The 23,199-nt window shown below is 67.7% G+C and carries 21 protein-coding genes and 1 pseudogene; 10 read left to right on the forward strand and 12 right to left on the reverse strand.

Annotated features, from left to right (window positions below):
• Positions 1-424, forward strand: a pseudogene (locus Q0326_RS12890) (valine--tRNA ligase); the annotation flags it as partial.
• Between the two features lie 306 nt (positions 425-730).
• A complete protein-coding gene (locus Q0326_RS12895) occupies positions 731-2,170 on the forward strand; it encodes an MATE family efflux transporter (RefSeq protein ID WP_298691100.1) in 1,440 nt (479 codons plus the stop codon).
• Positions 2,171-2,185: 15 nt separating this feature from the next.
• Here the strand turns inward: Q0326_RS12895 and Q0326_RS12900 are convergent, their stop codons facing one another.
• Positions 2,186-3,073 carry a YegS/Rv2252/BmrU family lipid kinase gene (locus Q0326_RS12900; protein ID WP_298691102.1) on the reverse strand — a complete coding sequence of 296 codons (888 nt, stop codon included), beginning with the start codon at positions 3,071-3,073 and terminating at the stop codon, positions 2,186-2,188.
• Positions 3,074-3,289: 216 nt separating this feature from the next.
• Between Q0326_RS12900 and fdhD the strand changes: the two genes are divergently transcribed.
• The 3 genes from fdhD (at position 3,290) to Q0326_RS12915 (ending at position 5,765) form a co-directional block, all read left to right on the forward strand.
• Entirely contained in the window at positions 3,290-4,111 is an 822-nt protein-coding gene (gene fdhD / locus Q0326_RS12905; protein ID WP_298691158.1) for a formate dehydrogenase accessory sulfurtransferase FdhD, read from the forward strand.
• 119 nt (positions 4,112-4,230) lie between these two features.
• Positions 4,231-5,220 carry a porphobilinogen synthase gene (hemB, locus tag Q0326_RS12910; protein ID WP_298691104.1) on the forward strand — a complete coding sequence of 330 codons (990 nt, stop codon included), beginning with the start codon at positions 4,231-4,233 and terminating at the stop codon, positions 5,218-5,220.
• On the forward strand, positions 5,217-5,765 hold the full coding sequence (locus tag Q0326_RS12915; protein WP_298691106.1) for a GNAT family N-acetyltransferase: 549 nt from the start codon (positions 5,217-5,219) through the stop codon (positions 5,763-5,765). Before hemB ends, Q0326_RS12915 begins: the two co-directional genes overlap by 4 nt.
• A gap of 26 nt (positions 5,766-5,791) precedes the next feature.
• On the opposite strand, the gene Q0326_RS12920 is transcribed toward Q0326_RS12915, so the two are convergent.
• Both Q0326_RS12920 and Q0326_RS12925 read right to left on the reverse strand, forming a co-directional pair.
• Positions 5,792-6,211: a secondary thiamine-phosphate synthase enzyme YjbQ gene (locus tag Q0326_RS12920; protein ID WP_298691108.1), complete on the reverse strand. Its 420-nt coding sequence runs from the start codon at positions 6,209-6,211 to the stop codon at positions 5,792-5,794.
• Positions 6,208-8,064 carry a DUF885 family protein gene (locus tag Q0326_RS12925; protein ID WP_298691110.1) on the reverse strand — a complete coding sequence of 619 codons (1,857 nt, stop codon included), beginning with the start codon at positions 8,062-8,064 and terminating at the stop codon, positions 6,208-6,210. Before Q0326_RS12925 ends, Q0326_RS12920 begins: the two co-directional genes overlap by 4 nt.
• A 189-nt stretch (positions 8,065-8,253) precedes the next feature.
• On the opposite strand from Q0326_RS12925, the gene mazG reads away from it, so the two are divergent.
• Positions 8,254-9,072 (forward strand): nucleoside triphosphate pyrophosphohydrolase, encoded by an 819-nt coding sequence (gene mazG, locus Q0326_RS12930; protein ID WP_298691112.1) that lies wholly within the window; start codon positions 8,254-8,256, stop codon positions 9,070-9,072.
• A gap of 71 nt (positions 9,073-9,143) precedes the next feature.
• Positions 9,144-9,848 (forward strand): guanylate kinase, encoded by a 705-nt coding sequence (gene gmk, locus Q0326_RS12935; RefSeq protein WP_298691114.1) that lies wholly within the window; start codon positions 9,144-9,146, stop codon positions 9,846-9,848.
• Positions 9,849-9,855: 7 nt separating this feature from the next.
• Here the strand turns inward: gmk and hflX are convergent, their stop codons facing one another.
• From hflX to dusB, 7 genes are all read right to left on the reverse strand, one after another.
• The gene (hflX, locus tag Q0326_RS12940) at positions 9,856-11,154 is read right to left on the reverse strand and encodes a GTPase HflX (protein WP_298691116.1); all 1,299 of its coding nucleotides are present in this window, start codon (positions 11,152-11,154) and stop codon (positions 9,856-9,858) included.
• A complete protein-coding gene (hfq, locus tag Q0326_RS12945; protein ID WP_298691118.1) occupies positions 11,151-11,648 on the reverse strand; it encodes an RNA chaperone Hfq in 498 nt (165 codons plus the stop codon). The genes hflX and hfq overlap by 4 nt, the downstream gene beginning before the upstream one ends.
• Positions 11,649-11,781: 133 nt before the next feature.
• Positions 11,782-13,167, reverse strand: a complete 1,386-nt coding sequence (locus Q0326_RS12950; RefSeq protein ID WP_298691120.1) for a sigma-54 dependent transcriptional regulator — start codon at positions 13,165-13,167, stop codon at positions 11,782-11,784.
• A 2-nt stretch (positions 13,168-13,169) separates the two neighbouring features.
• A complete protein-coding gene (locus Q0326_RS12955) occupies positions 13,170-15,437 on the reverse strand; it encodes an ATP-binding protein (RefSeq protein WP_298691122.1) in 2,268 nt (755 codons plus the stop codon).
• Positions 15,438-15,513: 76 nt separating this feature from the next.
• Positions 15,514-16,965 (reverse strand): nitrogen regulation protein NR(I), encoded by a 1,452-nt coding sequence (gene ntrC / locus Q0326_RS12960; protein ID WP_298691160.1) that lies wholly within the window; start codon positions 16,963-16,965, stop codon positions 15,514-15,516.
• Positions 16,966-16,970: 5 nt separating this feature from the next.
• Entirely contained in the window at positions 16,971-18,098 is a 1,128-nt protein-coding gene (locus Q0326_RS12965) for an ATP-binding protein (RefSeq protein ID WP_298691124.1), read from the reverse strand.
• Complete coding sequence (dusB, locus tag Q0326_RS12970) at positions 18,074-19,081, reverse strand: tRNA dihydrouridine synthase DusB (protein WP_298691126.1); 1,008 nt, start codon at positions 19,079-19,081, stop codon at positions 18,074-18,076. Before dusB ends, Q0326_RS12965 begins: the two co-directional genes overlap by 25 nt.
• A gap of 86 nt (positions 19,082-19,167) precedes the next feature.
• Between dusB and Q0326_RS12975 the strand changes: the two genes are divergently transcribed.
• Genes Q0326_RS12975 through Q0326_RS12985 form a run of 3 tightly spaced genes read left to right on the forward strand, consistent with a single transcriptional unit; the run spans position 19,168 to position 21,523 of the window.
• Positions 19,168-20,325: a bifunctional 2-C-methyl-D-erythritol 4-phosphate cytidylyltransferase/2-C-methyl-D-erythritol 2,4-cyclodiphosphate synthase gene (locus Q0326_RS12975; RefSeq protein WP_298691128.1), complete on the forward strand. Its 1,158-nt coding sequence runs from the start codon at positions 19,168-19,170 to the stop codon at positions 20,323-20,325.
• Entirely contained in the window at positions 20,322-20,960 is a 639-nt protein-coding gene (locus Q0326_RS12980) for a hypothetical protein (RefSeq protein WP_298691130.1), read from the forward strand. Before Q0326_RS12975 ends, Q0326_RS12980 begins: the two co-directional genes overlap by 4 nt.
• Positions 20,957-21,523, forward strand: coding sequence for a CinA family protein (locus Q0326_RS12985; RefSeq protein ID WP_298691132.1), 567 nt, complete (start codon positions 20,957-20,959; stop codon positions 21,521-21,523). Before Q0326_RS12980 ends, Q0326_RS12985 begins: the two co-directional genes overlap by 4 nt.
• On the opposite strand, the gene Q0326_RS12990 is transcribed toward Q0326_RS12985, so the two are convergent.
• Positions 21,439-21,945: a type II toxin-antitoxin system RatA family toxin gene (locus tag Q0326_RS12990; protein ID WP_298691134.1), complete on the reverse strand. Its 507-nt coding sequence runs from the start codon at positions 21,943-21,945 to the stop codon at positions 21,439-21,441. The genes Q0326_RS12985 and Q0326_RS12990 overlap by 85 nt on opposite strands.
• 92 nt (positions 21,946-22,037) lie before the next feature.
• On the reverse strand, positions 22,038-22,985 hold the full coding sequence (lipA, locus tag Q0326_RS12995; RefSeq protein ID WP_298691136.1) for a lipoyl synthase: 948 nt from the start codon (positions 22,983-22,985) through the stop codon (positions 22,038-22,040).
• Positions 22,986-23,199 lie beyond the last annotated feature (214 nt).

The raw sequence follows: 23,199 nt of genomic DNA on the forward strand, positions 1-23,199 counted from the left end.
GATCCGCGCGGCGCGCTCCGAGCTCAACGTTCCGCCGGGCGCCCGCCTGCCCGTCCACGTCCGCGACGCGGGCCCCGGCACCGACGCGCGTCTCGCCAGCCAGCAGACGGCGATCGCCCGGCTCGCGCGCGTCGATGCGGCGGTGGGCGCCGCGCCTGTCGGCGCCGCCGCGCAGATCGTCGTCGACGAAGCGACCTTCGTGCTCCCGCTCGAGGGCGTGATCGATATCGCCGCCGAGCGCGCGCGTCTCGCCAAGGGCAAGGCCGCCGCCGAGAAGGAGCGCGACTCGCTCGCCGGCCGGCTGTCCAACGCCAGTTTCGTCGAGCGCGCCAAGCCCGAGGCGATCGACAAGGCCCGTGCCGATCATGCCGACAAGAGCGCCGAAGCCGAACGCCTGGGCGCAGCGCTGGCGCGGCTGGGGTAAACGCCTCGCGGGCTTGCTCCGTCTCGCCGTCGTCAGAGAAGCGCACATAGGTGCAGGACACGACAGGCTGCCTGCGCCGACGGTCCCTTATCGGCTGCGGTTGGGGATAGTCGCCTCCGCCCTGCGCGCTCTGCGGTCACGCTGCTTTTCAGGCTGGCCATGTAGGATTTCGCCTGCCACGGTCTTGGTCATGGGGCGGACACCAACATATCGGCACGAGCATCGGGCGGCATCGGCTGTGCGATCCGCGCGGAAGAAATCTCGCCACGCTGTCAACTTCGACAATTTCGCGAACGGCGCGCTCTGATGGATGCCGAACCGACTCCGCCAGCGGCGCGCGCGCCGCGCCGCGCCGGCGGCCACGATCTGACCAGCGGGCCGATCGCGCGCACGCTGCTGCTGTTCGCGCTGCCGACATTGGGTTCGAACATCCTGCAGTCGCTCAACGGCTCGATCAACGCGATCTGGGTCGGCCGCTTCCTCGGCGAGAACGCGCTGGCGGCGACCTCCAACGCGAACCTCGTCCTGTTCCTCGCGCTCGCCGCGGTGTTCGGCTTCGGGCTCGCCGCGACGATCATCGTCGGCCAGAATATGGGACGTGGCGACATCGAGGGCGTGCGCCGCGCGATGGGGACGTCGGTCGGGCTGTTCGGGGTGGCCTCGGTGCTCGTCGCGGCACTCGGCTATGCCGCCGCCCCTACCATCCTCCATTTGCTCGCGACCCCGCCCGCCTCGGTGCCGCTCGCCGAGGCCTATCTGCGCGTGATCTTCATCGGCATGCCGGGTGCGTTCACGCTCGTCGTGATCACCATGGGGATGCGCGGCACCGGCGATTCGATGACGCCGTTCGTGATCATGATCCTCAACGTCCTGCTCGACAGCGGCCTCAATCCGATCTTCATCCGCGGCCTGTTCGGCGCGCCGGCGCTGGGCATAGCGGGCTCGGCGACCGCGACCGCGATTGCCGCCTATGTCAGTCTCGCGGCGCTGATCGTTACCATTTATGCGCGCGACCTGCCGATCCGGCTGCGCGGACCCGAGCTGCGCTGGCTTTTGCCCGACTGGGCGCTGGTCAAGGTGATCCTGGTCAAGGGCATCCCGATGGGGCTGCAGATGTTCGTCATCACCTTCGCCGGGATCGCGCTGATCGGGCTGATCAACCGTGCCGGCGTCGACGTCACCGCCGCCTACGGCGTGACGCTCCAGCTGTGGACCTATATTCAGATGCCCGCGATGGCGATCGGCGGCGCGGTCTCGGCGATGGCGGCGCAGAATGTCGGCGCGCGCCAATGGGGGCGGGTGGATGCGATCACCGGCTGGGGGATCGGCATCAACATCGCCTTCACCGCGGCGCTGATCCTCCTGGTGACGATCGCCGACCGCCCGATGCTCTCGCTGTTTCTCGGCAGCCACAGCCCGGCGCTGCCGATCGCCGAGCACATCCACGCGCGGGCGAGCTGGGCCTTCCTGTTCTTCGGCGTGACGATGGTGCTCTTCGGCGCGGTGCGCGCCACCGGGGCGGTGATCGCGCCGCTGGTGATCCTGTCGATCTCGCTGTTCCCCATCCGGCTCGGCTTCGTGTTCACGCTGATGCCGATCATCGGGCGCGACGCGCTGTGGTTTTCGATGCCGATGAGTTCGCTCTGCTCGATGCTGATGGCGATCGGCTATTATCGCGCGGGGACGTGGCGCACATTGCAGATGCAGACGACCAGCCCGCACGAGGCGGGGGCGGTGGCGGTCTGATCCTGCGGCACTGCGCTAGACCGGCGCCGCGACCCGGATCGCCCGTCTCGCGATCCGCGCGGTCACCGGCGTCCGCGCAAGCAGTTCGCCATCGATCGAGATCGCCAGCGGCGGGTCGGTCGCGATACGGATCGCCTCCCCGGTGAAGTCGCGCGTGGTCTGGTGGCGGCTCGGGCGGCGGAGCACGCTCAGCGTCCAGCTCCACACCAGGTGGCGTCGCGCCGCGCCGGTCACGGCCTGGACGATGATCCGTCCCGAATCGAGGCGGGCGCCATCGACCAGGTCGACCCCGCCGTGGAACGGGCCATTGGCGATCCGCACCTCGACCGCGCGCAGCGTCTCCGCGGTCGCGCCCTCGCCGATCGTCAGTTCGAACCCCTTGAAGCGCACCAGTTGCCACGCCGCCCAGATCAGATAGCCCGGCCGCCCGAGCCAGGCCTTGAGCCCGTGCGGCACGGTCTCCGCGATCTGCGGTGCGATGCCGATCGTCGCGCAATTGGCGAAATAGTCGCCGTCGATCATGCCGAGATCGATCTGGCGCGCCCGACCGTTGGCGATGACATCGACCGCGCCGGCAAGGTCGAGCGGGATCCCCAGCGTGCGCGCGAAGCTGTTGGCGGTGCCGAGCGGCAGCACGGCGAAGATCGTGTTCGTGCCGACGACATGATCGACGCTCGACGAGATCGACCCGTCGCCGCCGCCGACGATCACCATCGGCGCGCCCGCCTCGACCGCCGCCGCGACGCGCGCCGCGAAGCGCTTGGGGTCGCGCACCGCGTCGGTCGACACAAGCTCGACCCCGGCGTCGGCCAGCAGCCGGCACACCTTGCGGAAGAGATGACGACCCTTGCGGGACTTGGCGTTGACGATCAGCGCGGCGCGGCGGGGAAGGGGGGTGTTCACGAGAGCGACAAGGCATCGTCCCGCGCCGCCGCGCAAGGCCCCGCGGAACCGACATTCCGGCGGCTCGTTCTGTTTGCGTTACGATTGTATGACATAACAGGAGGATAGCATGGGCAAGGGCATATTGCTGTGGCTGATCGGCATTCCGATCCCGGTGATCATCATCCTCTGGCTGATCTTCCGCTGATCGACCGATCGGCCTAGGCGAGGGGTGTGATCGACCGCATCCGCCCCTCGACCTTCCTTCGCCGCCAGCCCGATGGCAGCACGGTGCCCGTCGCGCGCCCGCTCGCGGTCGAGATGCCGATCGCGATCGAGATTGACGGCATCGGCTATGCCGTGATGATGGCGACTCCCGATGCGATCGACGATTTCGCCACCGGTTTCTGCCTGTCCGAACGGCTGATCGACACCGCCGCCCAACTCGTCGCGGTCGAGCCGCATGCGACCGGGCGCGGGCTGCTCGTGCGGCTGTTTCTTGCGCCCGAGGTCCGCGATCGTGCGCGCGATCGGGTGCGGCATCGAGTCTCCGAATCGTCGTGCGGTCTGTGCGGGATTGAGAATCTCGAGCAGGCGCTGCGGCCGCTGCCATTCGTCACTCCCGCGGCGGCGCCAGTTCTGGCAGGCGCGATCTTTGCCGCGCTCGGTCGTCTCCGCGAACACCAACCGCTCGGCCGCGAGACCGGAGCGGTGCATGCCGCGGCCCGGTGCGATCCGGACGGGACGATCACGCTCGTTCGCGAGGATGTCGGTCGCCACAATGCGTTCGACAAGCTGATCGGCGCGATGGCGCGGGGCGGGATCGGCTGGGGCGGGGGTTTTGCGCTGACCACGGCGCGGCTGTCCTACGAACTGGTCGAGAAGGCGGCGCTGGCGGACTGCCATACGCTGGTCGCGATCTCGGCGCCGACCAGCCTCGCGATCGACCGCGCGGCCGAGGCGGGGATCCGGGTGGTGGCACTGGCGCGACCGGACGCGATGCTCGAGTCGCGGAATATGGAGATTGTGCGTCATTCCCGTGATGGCGGTAACTCATAAGCGCCCGGTGATCACCGTCGCATCCACGGATCGCGGACCGAGCCCGCGAGGACGATGAAGATCACAGCGCGGTCCGCGCAGCCCTTCAATAGCCCGCCGACACCCTCTACACTCACCGCATGACAAGCTTTCCCGCGCTTCGCCTGCGCCGCACGCGCATCGCCCCCTGGTCGCGCCGGATGGTCGCCGAAACCGTGCTGACGCCGGCCGACCTTATCTGGCCGCTGTTCGTCACCGACGGTCATGGCGTCGAGGAACCGATCACGACGTTGCCCGGCGTGTCGCGCTGGTCGGTCGACGGGATCGCCGCGCGCGCCCGCGAAGCGCGGGATCTCGGCATACCTTGCATCGCGCTGTTTCCCAACACACCACAGCATTTGCGCACCCCCGACGGCCACGAGGCGCTCAACTCGGACAATCTGATCTGCCGGGCGATCAGGGCGATCAAGGATGCCGCGCCGGAGATCGGCGTGCTCACCGATGTCGCGCTCGATCCCTATACCGAACATGGCCATGACGGGCTGATCGACGCTGCCGGCTACGTGCTCAACGACGACACCAGCGCAATCCTTGTCGAGCAGGCGCTGGTCCAGGCCGCCGCCGGCGCCGACATCATCGCGCCGTCGGACATGATGGACGGCCGCGTCGGCGCGATCCGCGCGGCACTTGAGCGGGAAGGGCATCCCAACGTCCAGATCATGGCCTATGCGGCCAAATATGCCTCCGCCTTCTACGGCCCGTTCCGCGATGCGGTCGGGTCGAGCGGACGCCTCAAGGGCGACAAGCGGGGCTATCAGATGGACCATGCCAATGCCGAGGAGGCGCTGCGCGAAGTGGCGCTCGATCTCGCCGAGGGCGCCGACACGGTGATGGTCAAGCCGGGCCTACCCTATCTCGATATCATCCGGAGGGTTAAGGAACGGTTCGAAGTACCTGTCTTCGCGTATCAAGTGTCTGGCGAGTATGCGATGATCGAGGCCGCCGCCGCTGCCGGCATGGGCGACCGCGATGCGCTGGCGATGGAGACGCTGCTGGCCTTCCGTCGCGCCGGCTGCTCGGGCGTGCTGACCTATTTTGCCCCGCTCGCGGCGCGTCTGCTCGCCGGATGATCGAAACCGAGCGGCTGACCCTACGCGCCTGGCGCGACGAGGATCGCGCGCCGTTCGCCGAAATGGGACGCTCGCCCGCCGTGATGGCGCAACTCGGACCGCTGATGACACGGGAACAATCCGACGCCGGGATCGAGCGGATGCGCGTCTATCAGTGCCAGAATGGCTACTGCTTTTGGGCGCTTGAGCGGCGCGACGATGCGCATTTCCTGGGATTTTGCGGACTCAAGCCCGGCGTGATCGGGCCGCTGATCGGCGAGATCGAGATCGGATGGCGGTTGCGCGAGGATGCGTGGGGGCGGGGCTATGCCAAGGAAGCGGCGCTCGCGAGCTTGGCCTGGGGCTGGACCGTCCTCCGTGCGCCGCGGATCATGGCGACCACGACGCCGGCGAACCGCGCGAGTTGGGGGCTGATGGAGCGGCTCGGCATGGTCCGGCGCGCGGACCTCGATTTCGACCATCCGCTGCTGGCGCCGGATGATCCGCTGTGCGCGCATATCACCTACGTGGCGGAGCGACCGCAGCGCGCATCACCTCCGGCATGACACATAAGCGCCTTGTTTGCGCTGCGTCACGCTCCGATCAGATGCAGCGCCACCTCGCGCCGGTGCGGCCGACGGCGGTGTTCGAACAGATAAACGCCCTGCCACGTCCCGAGCACCGGCCGGCCGTCGGCAACCGGGATCGACAGCTGCACCGTCGTCAACGCGGTGCGCAGATGCGCAGGCATATCGTCGGGACCTTCGTCGTCATGCTCGTAACGCGCCGCATCCTCTGGCGCGATCGCCGCGAAGAAGGCGGCGATGTCGCGCTGCACGGCTGGCGCCGCATTTTCCTGGATCAGCAGCGACGCCGAGGTGTGTCGGCAGAACAGCGTCAGCAGTCCCTCGCGCATGCCCTGCGCCGCGACCCATGCCGCAACCTCGTCGGTGAACTCCACGAGCCCCGCACCGCGCGTCTCGATGCGGAGCATGCCCGAGGCCTGCCTCATGCGCTGGTCGCGCGCGCGATATAGGAATCGACGACGCCGCCGAGCAATTCCAGCGGGATACCGCAGGTTTTGACGACGACATCGTCATAGGCGGCAAGATCGAATTTGGCGCCCAGTGCCGCCTTTGTCTTGTCGCGCTGCCGCACGATCTCATTGTGACCGGTCTTGTAGCCGCAGGCTTGCCCCGGGGAGGCGCAATAGCGGTCGGTCTCGCTGGTCATCGCGTCGCGGCCCTTGCCGCTTTCCGCCGACAGGAAGCCGACGGTCTGCTCGCGGCTCCAGCCCATCGCGTGCAGCCCGGTGTCGGCGACCAGCCGGCAGGCGCGGAACTGCTGCGCCTGGAGATAGCCGAGCCGGCTCCAGGGATCGTCGTCATAGAGACCGCTCTCGTCGATCAGCTGCTCGGCATAGAGCGCCCAGCCTTCGACGAACGCGTTGAAGCCGGTCAACGAGCTGATCACCGGCACTTCGGCATGATGTTCGGCGAGATAGCCGAGCTGCCAGGTGTGGCCCGGAATGCCCTCATGCGCGGTCAGCGTCGCGAGCTGATAGCGCGGCCACAGGCTGGTCGACTTGAGGTTGACGTAATAGATCGCCGGGCGCGAGCCATCGAGCGCGGCGGGGTTCATGTAGCCGAGCGCAGCGCCGTCCTGGATGTCGGCGGGGACGCGCTTGATCATCACGTCGGCATGCAGGCCGAGATGGCTGAGCTTGGGCATAATCGGCCGTACCGCCGCGAGCCGCCCGTTGAGATAGGCGATCAGCTGCGCGCGCCCCTTGTCGGTATCCGGATAGAGGAAGCGCGGATCCTTGTTGAGCGCGCTCACCCGCTCGCCGACGCTCCCCTTGGTCAGCCCCTGCGCCTTGAGCAGCGTATCCATCCGCGCCTTGATCTCGGCATTCTGCGCAAGCCCGATGCGATGCACCTCCTGCGGCGTCTGCGTGGTCGTCGTGCCAAGCCGCAGCGCCCAGCGATAGTAGGCGTCGCCATCGGGTAGGCGCTGGACGCCCGCCGTCATCGGCGCGTTGGCGGTTGCGGCGATGAAGGCGGCGATCTCGCGGTCGAGCGCGGGATAGACCGCGCTCTCGACGAGCTTGGCGGCCTGCGCGCCATAGTCGCCGGAGAGTCCGAGCGCCTTGGCCTTTTCGGCAAGATTGGTGACGAAGCGCTGCTGTGCCGCGGGCACGCCGCGGAACTGCTTAAGGATGCCCAACGCATTGTCCGCGATGAATTTGGGCGGCATCACGCCGATCGCGGCGTGCTGCCGGATCATCCCGGTCTCCTGGTCGAGCTGGCGCGCGAAACCGGCGATGCGCGCGAGATACGCGTCGGCGTCGGCCTTGTCCGTGATCGCATGCACCGAAACGAGAAACTCGGGCACGTTGGAGACCGCGCCATTCTGCTGGCTGACGACATAGGGTGTGGTACCGCCCTGGAAGCCCGATGCGGCACCGCCGCCATAGCGGAAGGCGGTTCCGTCGATGCCACGTTCGGTCGCATAGCGCACCGTGTCGTAGCGCAGCTGATCGGCGGGAGGGAGGCCGGCCCGATCGATGGCGAGCAGCTGCGCGTGAATGGCGCGGATCGTCGCGTTGGCTTTCTCGATACCGGCCTGCGAGAGATCGGACAGCCGGCTGCGCAGCGGTGCCAGCGTGCCATGATCGAGCCCGAGCGAGGTGGAAGTATCCGGCGAGAGCACCAGCAGTCGATCGGCGAAGCTGGCAAGCGTCGCATGGAACGGCGCGCTGATCGCCGCCTGGGCAAGGACGCGGCCTGGCACAAGCGCGAGCGCACCGCCGGCAGCGGCAGCGCCGAGCAGATCGCGACGATGGAGACGGTTGAGATCGAACATCGAAGATTCCTCGGGCCTGGAACGCCGGCGTCGAGACCCGGCTGATGGCGAGACGCTAGAGCGGCACGCACCGACGAGCAATGGCCTGGCATGCGCGACGATTTGTCGGGCATGGCGAAGGCAGCTATGCACGATCACCCTTCGCAGACTAATTTGAGTTTTACATAATGTATATTATCGGACTGCGCGATGAAGCCTGAGGGCGGTGCATCGATCCAGCCGCTCGCGGCTCGCGACGCGGGTATAGCGTTGCAGCGGCTCGCTACGATCATGGCGCAACTGCGCGATCCCGACACCGGATGTCCGTGGGATGTCGCGCAGGATTTTGCGACGATCGCGCCCTACACGATCGAGGAAGCCTATGAGGTCGCCGACGCGATCGACCGTGGCGACATGGTCGACCTGTGCGGCGAACTTGGCGACCTCCAGCTTCAGATCGTCTTTCACGCGCGCATGGCCGAGGAAGCCGGCCATTTCGCGCTCGCGGACGTCGTCGACGGCATTGCCGGCAAGATGGTTCGCCGCCATCCGCACGTCTTTGCCGATGGCGTGCGGCCCGACGACGCCGGCGAACGCCGCAGCTGGGAGGCGATCAAGGCCGAGGAGCGCGCGCGGCGCGACCAGACCGGCGCACTCGCGGGCGTCGCGCTCGGCCTGCCCGCGCTGCTCCGTGCCGAGAAACTCCAGCAGCGCGCCGCGCGCACCGGTTTCGACTGGCCGGACGCCACGGGACCGCGCGAAAAGGTCAGTGAGGAGATTGGCGAGGTCGAAACCGCTCCCGATGCCACCGCGCAGCTCGAGGAAGTCGGCGACCTGCTGTTCGCGGTGGTAAATTGGGCGCGGCATCTCGACATCGACGCTGAGGCCGCGCTGCGCGCCGCCAACGCCAAGTTCGAGCGGCGATTTGCAGCGATGGAAGCCGAGGCCGGCGATGCGTTCGCCACGCTGTCTCTCGAGGAGAAAGAACGATTGTGGGACCGCGTGAAGCGATCTACGATTTATATATAACCTATATGGTTCATCTTGTCAAGCCTCTGTCGAGCATTGACGGCACTGCGGGTCGCGCGGCAGAAGCGGCCATGCCTGAGCCCGTCGATTCCGCCCCTCTCCCCCCGATTTCGGAGTTCAACGTCGCCGACCGCCGCCGCCCGCACGAGGTGGAGACTCAGCGGCGCGGCGTGCTGTTCGTTGTGTCCTCGCCCTCGGGCGCGGGCAAGTCGACGATCGCACGGATGTTGATCGAGGCGGATCAGCAGATCCAGCTGTCGGTCTCCGCAACGACGCGCCCGATACGGCCAGGCGAAGTCGACGGTAAGGATTATCGCTTCGTCGATACGCCGACCTTCAAGGACATGGTCGCCGACGACGAATTCCTCGAGTGGGCGCATGTCTTCGATCATCGCTACGGAACGCCACGCGCGCCCGTAGAGGCGATGCTCCACGAGGGGCGCGACGTGCTGTTCGACATCGATTGGCAGGGCGCGCAGCAGCTCTACCAGCAGGCGGCGGGCGACGTCGTCCGGGTCTTCATCCTGCCGCCGTCGATGGCCGAACTCGAGCGCCGCCTGCGCGGCCGCGGTACCGATGCCGCCGACGTCGTCGACCGCCGCATGGCGCGTGCGGTCGCCGAGATCGGCCATTGGGACGGCTACGACTATGTCCTCGTCAACGACGATGTCGAGCGCTGCTTCGCGCAGGTGCGGCTGATCCTGCGCGCGGAACGATTGCGGCGGCACCGGCAGCTCGGGCTGATCGGTTTCACCCGCAAGCTGATGCGGGGCTAGCTTCCGCCTAGCCCCGCGCCGCGAACCGCGCCCAGTCGACGTCGCTCAGCCGCACGTCCACCCGGGTCAGCTCGTCGAGTGTTTCGCTAGCGAGCACTTCGCCATGCTGGTGCAGCCAGGCGATCGCAGCGCCGTCGCCGGGATCGAGCCGCACCGTGTGAATGCGCGACCCCCGGCTCAACCGATCCGAGACAACGCGCGCAAGCGCATCAACCCCCTCCCCGGTCAAGGCCGAGATCGGCACCGCGTCCTCGCGCCGTGCCGCTTCCTCACGCACGGCGGCGGCGGCCTCGGGATCGAGCGCGTCGATCTTGTTCCAAACCTCGATAAGAGTCGCCGCCCCCTCCCCGCCGATCGCACCAATCTCGGTCAGCACGGCCGCGACATCCTCAGCCTGCGCGTCGGTGTCGGGATGCGACAAATCGCGGACGTGGACGATGATGTCGGCGGTGACCACCTCCTCCAGCGTCGCGCGGAAGGCTGCGACGAGCTGGGTCGGCAGATCGGAGACGAAGCCGACCGTGTCGGACAGGATCGCCTTGTCGACGCCAGGCAGGCGGATGTGCCGCATCGTCGGATCGAGCGTCGCAAACAGCAGGTCCTTCGCCATCACGTCGGCGCCGGTCATTCGGTTGAACAGCGTCGACTTGCCGGCATTGGTATAGCCGACCAGCGCGATCACCGGCCACGGCGCGCGGCGCCGCCGGTCGCGGTGCAGGCCGCGCGTGCGGGAAACCTGCTCGAGCTCGCGGCGTAGCTTGGCCATGCGGTCGCGGATCAGGCGCCGATCGGCCTCGATCTGGGTCTCGCCGGGACCGCCCAGGAAGCCGAAGCCGCCGCGTTGCCGTTCCAAGTGGGTCCAGCTGCGCACCAGTCGTCCGGCCTGATAGTCGAGATGCGCGAGCTCGACCTGTAGCCGACCTTCGGCGGTCGCCGCGCGCTCGCCGAAAATCTCAAGGATCAGTCCCGTGCGATCGATCACCTTGGTGCCGATCGCTTTCTCGAGATTGCGCTGCTGGATCGGCGTCACCGTCGCATCGACGACGACCAGCTCGGCCTCGGCCATGCGGGCGGCTTCCGCAAGCTGCTCGACCTGGCCCGAGCCGAGCAGCGTCGCCGCCTTCGGGCTGCGCAGCCGGAAGGCGACGCGCTCGACGACGTCGAGTCCGATCGCGGCGGCCAGACCGGCCACCTCGTCGAGCCGCGCCTCGGCGCTGCGATTATGCGGTCCGATCTCGGGCAGCGTCACGATCGCACGTGCGCCGCGGACGATACCGTCCTTCTCCTCGCGTCCGAAACCGCTCAATCGGCGTCCGTTTCGTCGTCATCGTCGTCGACCTCGGCGAGGTTGACCGGGTGAAGCGGCTGCACGGTCGAGATCGCATGCTTGTAGACGAGCTGGCTCTGCCCATCGCGTCGCAGCAGCAGGCAGAACAGATCGTAGGCGGCGACGTCGCCCTGCAGCATCACGCCGTTGACCAGGAACATTGTCACCGGCTCGTTCGACTGTTTGACCGCGTTGAGGAAGATCTCCTGGAGCAGCGCGCCGCGCTTGCTCTCGGCGAACGCCTTCTCGATCGGCGCAAGATCAAGCGCGTGCGCGGGCATCACTGTCGAGATCGCATGTTTGTAGATCAGCTGGCTCTGGCCGTCGCGGCGGAGCAGCACCGAGAAGTTGTCGAACCAGGTGATGATCCCCTGGAGCTTGACGCCCTTGACCAGGAACATCGTCACGGGGGTCTTCGATTTTCTCAGAGCATTGAGAAACATATCTTGCAGATTATTGGGCTTTTCGGCCATCGACCTGTCTCCGGTCAGCTTGGCGGGGCGTGGCCCGCATGTACACCGTTCGTTGGTGTTCGTCGCTTCGCCGCATGCGAAGCCGCGTGAATGTAGGTTAGCGTGGCGGGTGCGGCAAGGCGCCGGGTGCGGCTTATTCCTCGACGTCCTTGATATCGACCAGCCCCAGCGACTTGAGCTTGCGATGCAGCGCCGAGCGTTCCATCCCGATGAACGTCGCGGTGCGCGAGATATTGCCCGAGAAGCGCCGGATCTGGACGCGCAGATATTCGCGTTCGAAGGTCTCGCGAGCCTCTCGCAGCGGCGTTCCCATGATCGATTTCGCGGCATTGCCCGGGGCCAGCTGCTGCTGGTCCGAGACGATCTCGGCGGGCAGCATATCGGCATCGATCCTGGCGATGCGGTCGCCCGGCGCCATGATCATCGTCCGCTCGACGATGTTGCGAAGTTGGCGGACGTTGCCCGGCCAGTCATAGGCTTGCAGCGCGGCCAATGCCTCGGCGGACACCTCGGGATTGGCGACGCGGCGCTCTGCAGCGTAGCGCGCAGCGAAATGCTGGACCAGTGCGGGGATGTCCTCGCGACGCTCGGACAGCGACGGAAGAATCACCGGTACGACATTGAGACGATAATAGAGATCCTCGCGGAACCGCCCGGCGACGATCTCATCCTGGAGAATGCGCGAGGTCGCGGAGACGACGCGGACGTCCACCTTGACCGTCTGCGATCCACCGACGCGTGTAAAACTCTGGTCGGTCAGCACGCGCAGGATGCGGCCCTGCGTGTTGAGCGGCATGTCGGCGATCTCGTCGAGGAACAAGGTACCGCCATGCGCCTGCTCGAGCAGACCGGCACGGATCTGTTCGCCCCCCTCCTCCGCACCGAACAATTCCTCCTCGACGCGCTCGGGCGTCATCCGCGCGGCCGACACGACGACGAAGGGTGCGCGCGACCGGTTCGACCAGACATGGAGCAGCCGGGCCGCGACCTCCTTGCCGACGCCTGCGGGCCCCGTGATCAGCACGCGGCTGCCGGTCGCGGCAACGCGCTTCAGTGTCGCGCGCACCGCATTGATCGCCGCAGACTGGCCGTTGAGCTCCTCGTCTTGCCCGACCTGCGCGCGCAGCGTCGCATTCTCCCGCTTGAGCCGCTCGGTCTCGGTCGCGCGCGCGACGAGCAGCAGCAGCCGTTCGGCCTCGAACGGCTTCTCGATGAAGTCGGCGGCGCCGCGGCGGATCGCAGCGACCGCGGTGTCGAGATTGCCATGGCCGGAGATGACCAGCACCGGCAGCGACGGATCGCGCCGCTTGATCTCGTCGAGCAAGTCGAGCCCGTCGAGCTTCGAGCCTTGCAGCCAGACGTCGAGCAGCACCAGGCTCGGCCGCCGCTCGCGGATCGCCGCCAAGGCGGCATCGCTGTCGGCGGCGGTGCGCGCACCATAGCCCTCATCCTCGAGCACGCCTGCGACCAGCTCGCGGATATCGAGCTCGTCGTCGACGATCAATACGTCCAATGCCATGGCTATACGGCCTTCATGCGAGTGAGTTCGGGGCGGGATTCATCGCCGGAGTCATGGTCTTCCTCGGCCCCAGCGAGCGGGGCGAGCGTTGCGGCGTCGAGCAAGATGCGAACGATCGTCCCGCCGCCCGGGCGGTCGGTGAAGGCGATCGTGCCGAAATGCTCCTCGACGATCTTCTTGACGATCGCGAGCCCGAGCCCGGTACCGCGCGCACGCGTCGTCATATAGGGCTCGGTCAGCCGCTCGCGCTCGGCGGGCAACCCGATCCCGGTGTCGGCAAGCTCGATGCTCAGCCGGTCGGCCTGCTCGCGAATGGTCATCGCGACCAGTGCGGGGTCGCTGACCTCGCCTTTCTCCTGAATGGCTTCGACGGCGTTCTTGACGATATTGGTCAACGCCTGGCCGAGCAGGCGGCGGTCGCAGACCAGCACCGGCGAGGGATCCGGCGAGTCGAGCGTGAAGGCGATCGCCGGATGCGCGACCTCATGCAGAAACAGGGCCTGTCGGGCGATCTCGACGACGGGTTCGGCGCGGAACACCGGCTTCGGAACGCGCGCGAAGGAGGAGAATTCATCGACCATGCGGCGCAGATCGCCGACCTGGCGCACGATCGTCTGCGTCAGCCGCTCGAACACCGCGGGATCGCTCGTCACTTCCTTGCCGTAGCGGCGTTGCAGCCGCTCGGCGGCAAGCTGGATCGGGGTGAGCGGGTTCTTGATCTCATGCGCGATGCGACGCGCGACGTCGGACCAGGCGGCGCGGCGCTGGTCGAGCAGCTGCTGCGTGATGTCGTCGAAGGTCAGGACGTGGCCGCCGTCGGAGGCGACCAGCGTCACCGCCAGCGTGCGCATCTCGCCGCCACTGGCCAGCTGGACGATCGATTCGCGGCTGCCCTCGCCGATCAGCTTGTCGAGTTCGGGCGCGAGTTCGCCCAGCGGGCGGCCGATCACGCTATTGCCCCCCGCCCGCAGCAAGGTGTCGGCAGACTGGTTCGACAGCCGCACGCGGCGCTCGGGATCGACCGAGATCACGCCGGCGCTGACACCTGACAACACCGCCTCGGTCAGCGCCCGACGCTCGTCGAGCTGACGATTTGCGCCGACCAGCGCGCCGGTCTGCTCCTCGATGCGGCGTGTCATGCGATTGAAGGCGGTGGCGAGCGCACCGACCTCGTCGCGCCGGGTGGCGGGCGGGACGCGGACCGAGAGATCGCCGAGCGTCACCCGCCGTGCCGCGCCGACAAGATTGGATATGGGCCGCGTGATGCGATCGGCGACCGCGAACGCAATCAGGATCGCAGCGGCGACGATCAGCAGCGAGATCACCAGCAGCGCAGCGTTGAAGCGCAGCTGCAGCGATCGCGAGCGGGTGAGGAGGCTGGTGTAATCCCCTAGCGCCGATCGCGCGCGCGTCGCCTGCGCGATCACCACGGGATCGACCTTGCGCGACGCGTACAGATATAGTTTCGACTTGGCGTCCATAGCGATGCGCGACTGGATTTGATCGGTGCTGACGTTGCTTACCGTCTTGCCCGCGTCGAGCTTGGCATAGTCGGCCGCCGGGATCAGGTCCGCGGCGTTTTCCGTGCGCGGGTTGGTTAGCAGCAGCAGGTGCGGCACCCCGTCCTTGCCGACCTGGATCAGCGCCAGATCGAACAGGTGGCGGCCGGTATATTGCTCGACCAGAAAGGCTGGCACGCGGGGATCCTCGATTGAGGCCACCTCCGAGAGCGCGTTGCGAAAATCGCCCGCCATCGGCGCCATCTCGCCATCGAGCGACGCCTGATTGTCGCGCACATAGGATTGCGCGACGCGGTCCGAACTTTCCAGCACGGTACGGGCGTTGTCCGAGAACCAGAAATTGGCGTTATATTGGAACAGCAGCGAGGCGAAGATCACCACCAGCAGCGTCGGCACCGCAGCGATCGTCGAGAAGATCGCGACCAGCCGGATGTGCAGCCGACCGCCGCTGCTACCCGCGACACGCCGCCGCGCGAACCAGCGCGCGAGGAGCACCATCAGCCCAATCGCCGGCACGAGGTTTGCGACCAGCAGCAGCGCGACCAGCCAGGGCTTGAGCAGCCGCTGCGGCGTGCCGCCATGGACGACGTAGAGCCAGCTCGCGACAAAGATGCCGAGCGCTGCGACGACCGTGCCGATCTCGATCAGCGACATGATCGTGCCGCGGCGCTGCGCGACCGTTAGGCGACGGCGCCAGCGCGGCAGGCGGGGCTCACGGACGGTTTGGGGACGTGTCTTCGGAGCCTCCATCGTGGCTATCGTACCACAGGGCGTTGCCGAGACAACACGAATTGCGCGCTGTACCGCACGTCGGTCGTCGCCGGATTCAGCCGTTCCGTCGCGATGTCATCGGGTCGATCCCGCGATCGGTGAGCTTCTTGCGTAACGTATTGCGGTTGATGCCCAGCAGTCGCGCTGCGCGGATCTGGTTGCCCTTGGCGGCCGCGAGCGCGATCCTGAGCAGGGGCGTTTCAATCTCGGCGAGCACGCGGTCGTACAACCCGTCGGGCGGCAATTCGCGGCCGAAGGAGGCGAAATGCCGCGCGAGATGCAGCTCGACCGAGCCGGCGAGCCCGCCCTCGGTCTCGATCGCGCGCGCCGGCTCGCTGCCGCCGGCGCCGTCGAACTGCGCCTCGATCGCACCCGCGCCGATGCGCTCCTCACGGACCAGCGCGGCGAGCCGACGCATCAGATTTTCCAGTTCGCGGACATTGCCCGGCCAGGGATGCCGCGTCAGCCGCGCGATCGCGGCCGGGTCGAGCGTCTTGCGCGGCAGCCCGTCGGCCGCGGCACGGTCGAGAAAGTGGCGCGCGAGTTCGCCGACATCCTCGGTGCGTTGGCGCAGTGCCGGCAGCCGCATCGGCACGACGTTGAGCCGGTAATAGAGATCTTCGCGAAAACCGCCTTCCGCAACGAGCCGCTCGATATCCTTGTTGGTCGCGGCGATCACGCGGACGTCGGCGCGGATGCGGCGCGCGCCGCCGACCGTGGTGAACTCGCCCTCTTGCAACACGCGGAGCAGCCGGGTCTGCGCCTCGAGCGGCATGTCGCCGATCTCGTCGAGGAACAGGGTGCCCCCCGCGGCCTGCTCGAAACGCCCCGCGGTACGCTGTGCGGCGCCCGTAAATGCACCGCGCTCATGGCCGAACAGCTCGCTCTCGATCAGTTCGCGCGGGATCGCCGCCATGTTGACCGGCACGAACGGGTTGGCGCCGCGCGGGCCCATGTCGTGGATGGCGCGCGCGACCAACTCCTTGCCGGTGCCCGACTCCCCGAGAATCAGCACGGTGAGGTCGTTGGGCACGACGCGCGCGATCGTGCGGAACACGCCCTGCATCGCGGGCGAGCGGCCGATCAGCGGCAGTTCATGCGGCCCGTCGATCTCGCCGCCACCGCCCTCGTGCGCCGCGACGCGACCGGCCAGCGCCCCGGTCACCGCGCGCGCGAGTTCGTCGAGATCGAACGGCTTCGGCAGATAGTCGAACGCACCCTGTTCGGTCGCGCGCACCGCGGTCGCCAGCGTGTTGCGCGCCGACAGGATGATCACCGGAAGCCCGGGATGGCAGCGAAGGATGTCGGGCACGATCTCGAGCCCATCGCCGTCGGGCAGCATCACGTCGGTGACCAGAACGTCCGGCGCAAAATCGGTAAGCGCGCGGCGCAACTCGGCGATCGTGCCGACCGCCTCGACGATATGGCCGGCGCGGCGCAGCGCCTCGCGCACCACCGTGCGGATCGCGGCATCGTCGTCGACGACGAGGATGCGGCCCGACAGCATCGCGGTCACGACAACGCTGCCTGCGCCGCGCGCGGCGCACGCGGCAGCAGCACGCGGAAGACGGTGCGTTCCGGCACGCCTTCGCGCGCATATTCGACGATGCCGCCCATGCCCGTGACCAGCTTGTCGACCAGCGCCAAACCGATCCCGCTGCCCGCCGTCTTGGAGGTGATGAATGGATCGAATAGATTGAGGACCAGCGTCGCGGGCGCCCCCGGTCCGTCGTCGATGACGCAAAACTCGATCGGCAATGCCATCCGTTCTGAGCGACGGTTGAGTGTCGTGATCGAGACGCCGTGGCGATAGGCGGTGGCCAGCGTGATCGTGCCGCCCTCGGCGGTCGCCTCTACCGCATTCTTGAGCAGGTTGAGCAATATCTGCACCAACGCGTCGCGGTTGCCGAGCACGTCGGGCAGCGATGGGTCATAGAGCTCGCGGATCGTGCGGCCTTGGGCGAAGCCGGCCCGCGCGACGTCACGGGCATGACCGATGACGGTGTGAATATTGAGCGCCTCGGTCGGCCGGACGCGCGTGTCGGTCAGTCCTTCCATGCGGTCGATCAGGCCTGCAATACGATCGACCTCGCCGGTGATCAGCCGGGTAAGCTCGGTTTGTTCGGGACCTGCCCCGCTCTGCAGCAGTTGCGCCGCCCCGCGGATCCCCGACAGCGGGTTCTTGATTTCATGCGCGAGCAGCGCGGCCGCGGCCGCCGCGGGGATGCCACGGCTGCTGCGTTCGCCGCGGCGTGCGGCGATGTCGTGCGTTGCGCGACCATGGATCTGGACGATCCGCCAGCCCGGCCGCTCGGGTAGCGGTGCCACGGTCAGATCGGCGCGATACGGCCGACCGACGGGTATGACCATTTCCAGATCATAGGCGGCAAGCGGCTGTTCGGGAGCGAGCGACGTCAGCGGGTGCCCGGTCATCTCCTCGACCGAGCGGCCGATCACGGCGCTGCGCGACAGGATCAGCAACACCTCGGCGGCGGGATTGCAATCGCGCACGCACCCGTCGGCATCGATGACGAGCATGGCCGTGGGCAGCGCACCGAACAGTTCGGCCGCACCGGGCAGCTCCGCCTCCCCCGCCCCCCGGCGGGTGAAGCGGATCAGGCGGCCGCCCGGGATCGCCATGGCGCGTAGAAGTCGTCGATCATCGCCAGCACCCGTTCAGGATCGCCGATCTGATTGACCGTGTTGCGGAACTCGGCCGAGCCGGGCAGGCCCTTGGTGTACCAGCCGAGATGCTTGCGGGCCATGTTGACCCCCGTCTCGATGCCATAATGATCGAGCATCATCCGATAATGCTCGACGATGACGCCATATTGCTCCTCGATTGCGGGATCGGAGCGACGCTCGCCCGTCGTCAGCCACCGCATCGTCTGGCCAAGCAGCCAGGGCCGGCCATAGGCGCCGCGGCCAATCATCACGCCGTCCGCGCCCGACTGGCGCAGCGCCTCCTCGGCGTCCTCCGGTGTGAGGATGTCGCCATTGGCGATTACCGGGATCGACACCGCATCCTTGACGCGGCGGATGAACGCCCAGTCGGCCGTGCCCTTGTAGAGCTGGCAGCGCGTGCGGCCGTGAACGGTGACGAGCGTGATGCCCAGATCCTCGGCGATCCGCGCCAGTTCGGGCGCGTTGAGGCTGTCATGGTCCCAGCCCATCCGCATCTTGAGCGTCACCGGCACCTTGACCGCCTTCACCGTCGCGGCGATCAGCGCGGTGGCGAGCGGCAGGTCGCGCATCAGCGCCGAGCCGGCGTCGCCGTTGACGATCTTGCGCACCGGGCAGCCCATGTTGATGTCGATGATTGCGGCGCCGCGATCCTCGCTGAGCCTGGCGGCTTCGCCCATCTCGCGCGCGGTGCAGCCGACCAATTGCATCGACACCGGCTCCTCGACCGGGTCCCACGCCGCCTTCTGAATCGACTGACGGGTCTCACGGATCGCGGCCTGCGACGCGATCATCTCGGTGACGTTGAGCCCCGAACCGTAGCGGCGCACGATCTTGCGGAACGGCAGATCGGTGACGCCGGTCATCGGCGCCAGGATCACCGGCGTGTCGATCGTGATCGGCCCGACCTGGATCGGCGAGACGAGCGCTGTGCTTCGCATCTGTGCAAACTGCCTGAAAAAGAGGCAATCGCCCTAGCTGGAAAGCCGCTGGCGGGCAAGGCCGTGCTCGGCTAGACGCCCAGGCGATGAACCAGAAGACCATCGCAACGCTGATCGTCGCGGGCGGCAGCGGCACGCGCGCGGGTGGCGACACCCCCAAACAATATCGTCGGATCGGCGGCGAGGCCGTGATCGCACGCGCCTTCGACGCGCTGGCGACGCATCCCGCGATCACGTCGGTGCACGTGGTGATCGGCGCAGGGCAGGAATTACTGCTTACCGAAGCGCTGGGTTCCCGACGGCCCGCATCGATCACCGGCGGCGGCGCGACCCGCCGCGAGTCGGTGCGCCACGGGCTCGAGGCGATCGGCAGCGCCGACATCGTGCTCATCCACGACGCCGCGCGCCCCTTCCTGCCGCCCACCGTGATCGATCGGCTGATCGCCGCGCTCGACACCGCGCCGGGCGCCATCCCCACCCTCCCCGTCGTCGACACCTTGGTCCGCGTCGCCGACGATGCGGTTGGCGAGGCCGTGTCACGCGAGAAACTAGCGCGCGTCCAAACCCCGCAGGCATTCCGCTTCAGCGCGATCCTGACCGCGCACCGCGGCTGGTCGCATCCGGCGGAACCGACCGACGATGCGCAGGTTGCGCGGGATGCGGGACTTGCCGTCCTCGCCGTGCCCGGAGATCCGATGCTCGAAAAACTCACCCACGAGGCCGACCTCGTTGCCGCCGAAGCCCGCTTGGCCGCCACCATGACGTCGCGCGCAGGCATGGGCTATGACGTTCATGCCTTCGCCGAAGGCGACCATGTCATGCTCTGCGGCCTGCGCATCCCGCATAGCCAGGCGCTGGCCGGGCACAGCGACGCCGATGTCGGGCTGCATGCGATCACCGACGCGCTGCTCGGCACGATCGCCGATGGCGATATCGGCAGCCACTTCCCGCCCTCCGATCCGCGCTGGAAGGGTGCGGATTCGGCGACCTTCCTGCGCCATGCGGCAAGCCTGGTCGCCGCGCAGGGCGGCACGATCGACCATGTCGACGTGACGATCATTTGCGAGGCGCCCAAGGTCGGCCCGCACCGCGAGGCGATGCGCGTGCGGATCGCAGAGATGCTCGGCCTGCCGATCGGCCGGATCAGCGTCAAGGCGACCACCACCGAACGGCTCGGCTTCACCGGCCGTGGCGAGGGCATGGCCGCGCAGGCGGTGGTGTCGGTCAGGGCACCGCTGGCATGAGCCTGTACCGCCGACCGGCCCCGCCCCCGTTCGTCCTGAGCGACGTCGAAGGATGTGCCGCAAGCGCCGCGCCCGCAGCCCGCACGTCGACTTCGCTCGGTGCGAACGGGAGAAGAATATTCGCGACCGCCGTTCTTTCCGCTGCCCTCCTCACCGCCCAGACCGCGCAAGCCGCGCGTCCCGACTGCATCCGCCCGCACGACATGCGCACGCTGATCCGCATCGCGCTGCCCGACGCGGTCGAGGCGCTGGCCGATCGCTGCCGGCCGGCGTTGCCCGCCGACGCCTTCCTGCCGAATGAGGGCAGCGGACTCGCCCAGCGCTTCCGCCTGCAGGCGCCGGTCGATCCCGCCCGCGCCCGCGCCGCGATCGAGGCGGCGACCGGCCAGGACCTGTCGAGCTTCGCCTCCAACGACACGATGCTGACGATCGCACGCGGCTTCGTCGACAATCAGATCGAGGAGCGCGTGCCGCTCAAAGATTGCAAGACGGTCGACGGGATGATGCAGGTCGCCGACGCGCTGCCCGCCGATGCGATGGCCGAGGCGATCCTGCTCGCGATCGAGGTCGCCGGCCCCGACCAGACCAAGGGTCTTGCGATCTGTCGCCCGAAGGAGGATGGGGCGGAGCGATGACCGATGCCCCCCTCCCCGCCGGTGCCAATCTGCCGCAGGTACTGCTCGACGCCGCGCACCGCGTGATCGAGGAGAATCGCGCCGCCGGCTTGCGCATCGCGGTCGCTGAGAGTTGCACCGGCGGGCTGGTCTCGGCGGCGCTCACCGAAGTGCCGGGCTGTTCGGACGTGTTCGTCGCGGGCTTCGTTACCTATGCCAATGACGCCAAGATGAACACGCTCGGGATCGCCTCGGACGTGCTCGAGACCTTCGGTGCCGTGTCGGTCGCGGTCGCTTGGGCGATGGCGCAGGGCGCGATCCAGAAGACCTCGGCCGATATCGGCGTCGCAATCACGGGCATCGCGGGCCCTGGTGGCGGCAGCGAGAAGAAGCCCGTTGGCACCGTCGTATTCGCGCGTGCCAGCCGCTCGGGCGATCCCGACGACGTCGTCGCGGACAAGCGCGAGTTCGGCGATCTCGGCCGGCCCGCGATCCGGCTTCAGGCGGCGCTGTGTGCGCTCGAATTGCTGCTGCCCGCGCCGCCGCCGGGGATGGGCGAGGCCTTGACGCCGGCCACTCCGTAAAGCGCCGCCGCGCGCGTTTCGAACGCGCCGATCATCTTGCGCAGCGCGCGGTCGAACACCTGGCCCGCCAGCATTTCGAACAGGCGCGACTTGAACGCGAAATCAACCGCGAAATCGACCAGCGTCCCGCCTTGGCCGTCAGGCCGGAACGCCCATTCGTTGCGCAGATAGTCGAGCGGTCCGTCGAGATATTCGACATGCAGCCGGTCGGGGCGCTGCTTGGTCACCTTCGAGGTGAATTTTTCCGAAATGCCTTTGAAGCCGACGACGAGGTCGGCGATCATGTCGGTGGCATTGTTCTCGCGCACGCGCACCGCGACGACCCACGGCAGGAATTCGCCGTAGCGACCGACATCGGCGACCAGATCGAACATCTGTTCGGGCGTATAGGGAAGTTGGCGGGTCTCGAAGTGGCGGGGCATGGCTAACTCTTAAACCGTTCGCCCCGAGCATGTCGAAGGGCTGATCTTCTCGTCGACAACGGAGGGGCGTCGACAGGCAGGCTCGATCGTATTTAGGCGCGTATATTGCCCAGCTTCGCTTCGCGCGCCGCGCGCATCCGTGCGAAATCGTCGCCGGCATGGTAGCTCGAGCGTGTCAGCGGTGACGCCGCCACCAGCAGAAATCCCTTCGCGCGGGCGATCGCCGCATAGGCGCCGAACTGCTGCGGCGTGGTGAATTCCTCGACCTTGGCGTGGCGCGGGGTCGGCTGGAGATATTGGCCCATCGTCAGGAAATCGATGTCGGCGGAGCGCATGTCGTCCATCACCTGATGGACCTCGAGCCGCTGCTCGCCGAGCCCCGTCATCACCCCCGATTTGGTGAAGATCGAAGCATCGTGGCGCTTGACGCTCTCGAGCAGGCGCAGCGAGGCGTAATAGCGCGCACCAGGGCGGATCGTCGGGTAGAGCCGCGGCACCGTCTCGAGATTGTGGTTGTAGACGTCGGGCCGCGCCGCGACGATTTTTTCCACCGCCGCTTCCGCCTTGTTGCGGAAATCGGGGGTGAGGATCTCGATCGTCGTCGACGGCGTGGTGCGGCGTAGCGCCTCGATCACCTTGACGAACTGCGAGGCCCCGCCGTCGGGCAGATCGTCGCGATCGACCGAGGTGATCACGATATGCTCGAGCCCAAGCTCGGCGGCCGCGTCCGCCGTGTGCTGCGGCTCGAGCAGGTCGACCGCGCGCGGCATGCCGGTCTTGACGTTACAGAAGGCACAGGCGCGGGTGCAGGTGTCGCCGAGGATCATCACGGTTGCGTGCTTCTTGGTCCAGCACTCGCCGATATTGGGGCAGGCCGCCTCCTCGCAGACCGTGTTGAGGTTGAGACGGCGCATCATCGCCTTGGTCTCGGCGAAGGCGCTGCCGCCCGGCGCCTTGACGCGGATCCAGTCGGGTTTGCGCACCCGCACGGGACGGGCGTCGGCGACAGGCAGGATGGAGGCGGTCAGCGGCTCGGTCATGGGGGGCAGATAGCGATTCACGGCCTGTGCCACAACCGTTCGCACCGTGCGGGATCGGACGTGACTGCTCGCGCCCATGCGTGTCACCGCCAGCCCATTCCCGCGAACGCAAGAATCGGAAGCTTCACGCTTCAGGATCTAGCATCGCGTCGATGGATGCATCAGCCAGCCCCGGATGCCGAAACACGCGACAAACCGTCGGTCCGTTTCACCC

The organism is uncultured Sphingomonas sp., from assembly GCF_937859915.1.
Taxonomy (GTDB): domain Bacteria; phylum Pseudomonadota; class Alphaproteobacteria; order Sphingomonadales; family Sphingomonadaceae; genus Solisphingomonas.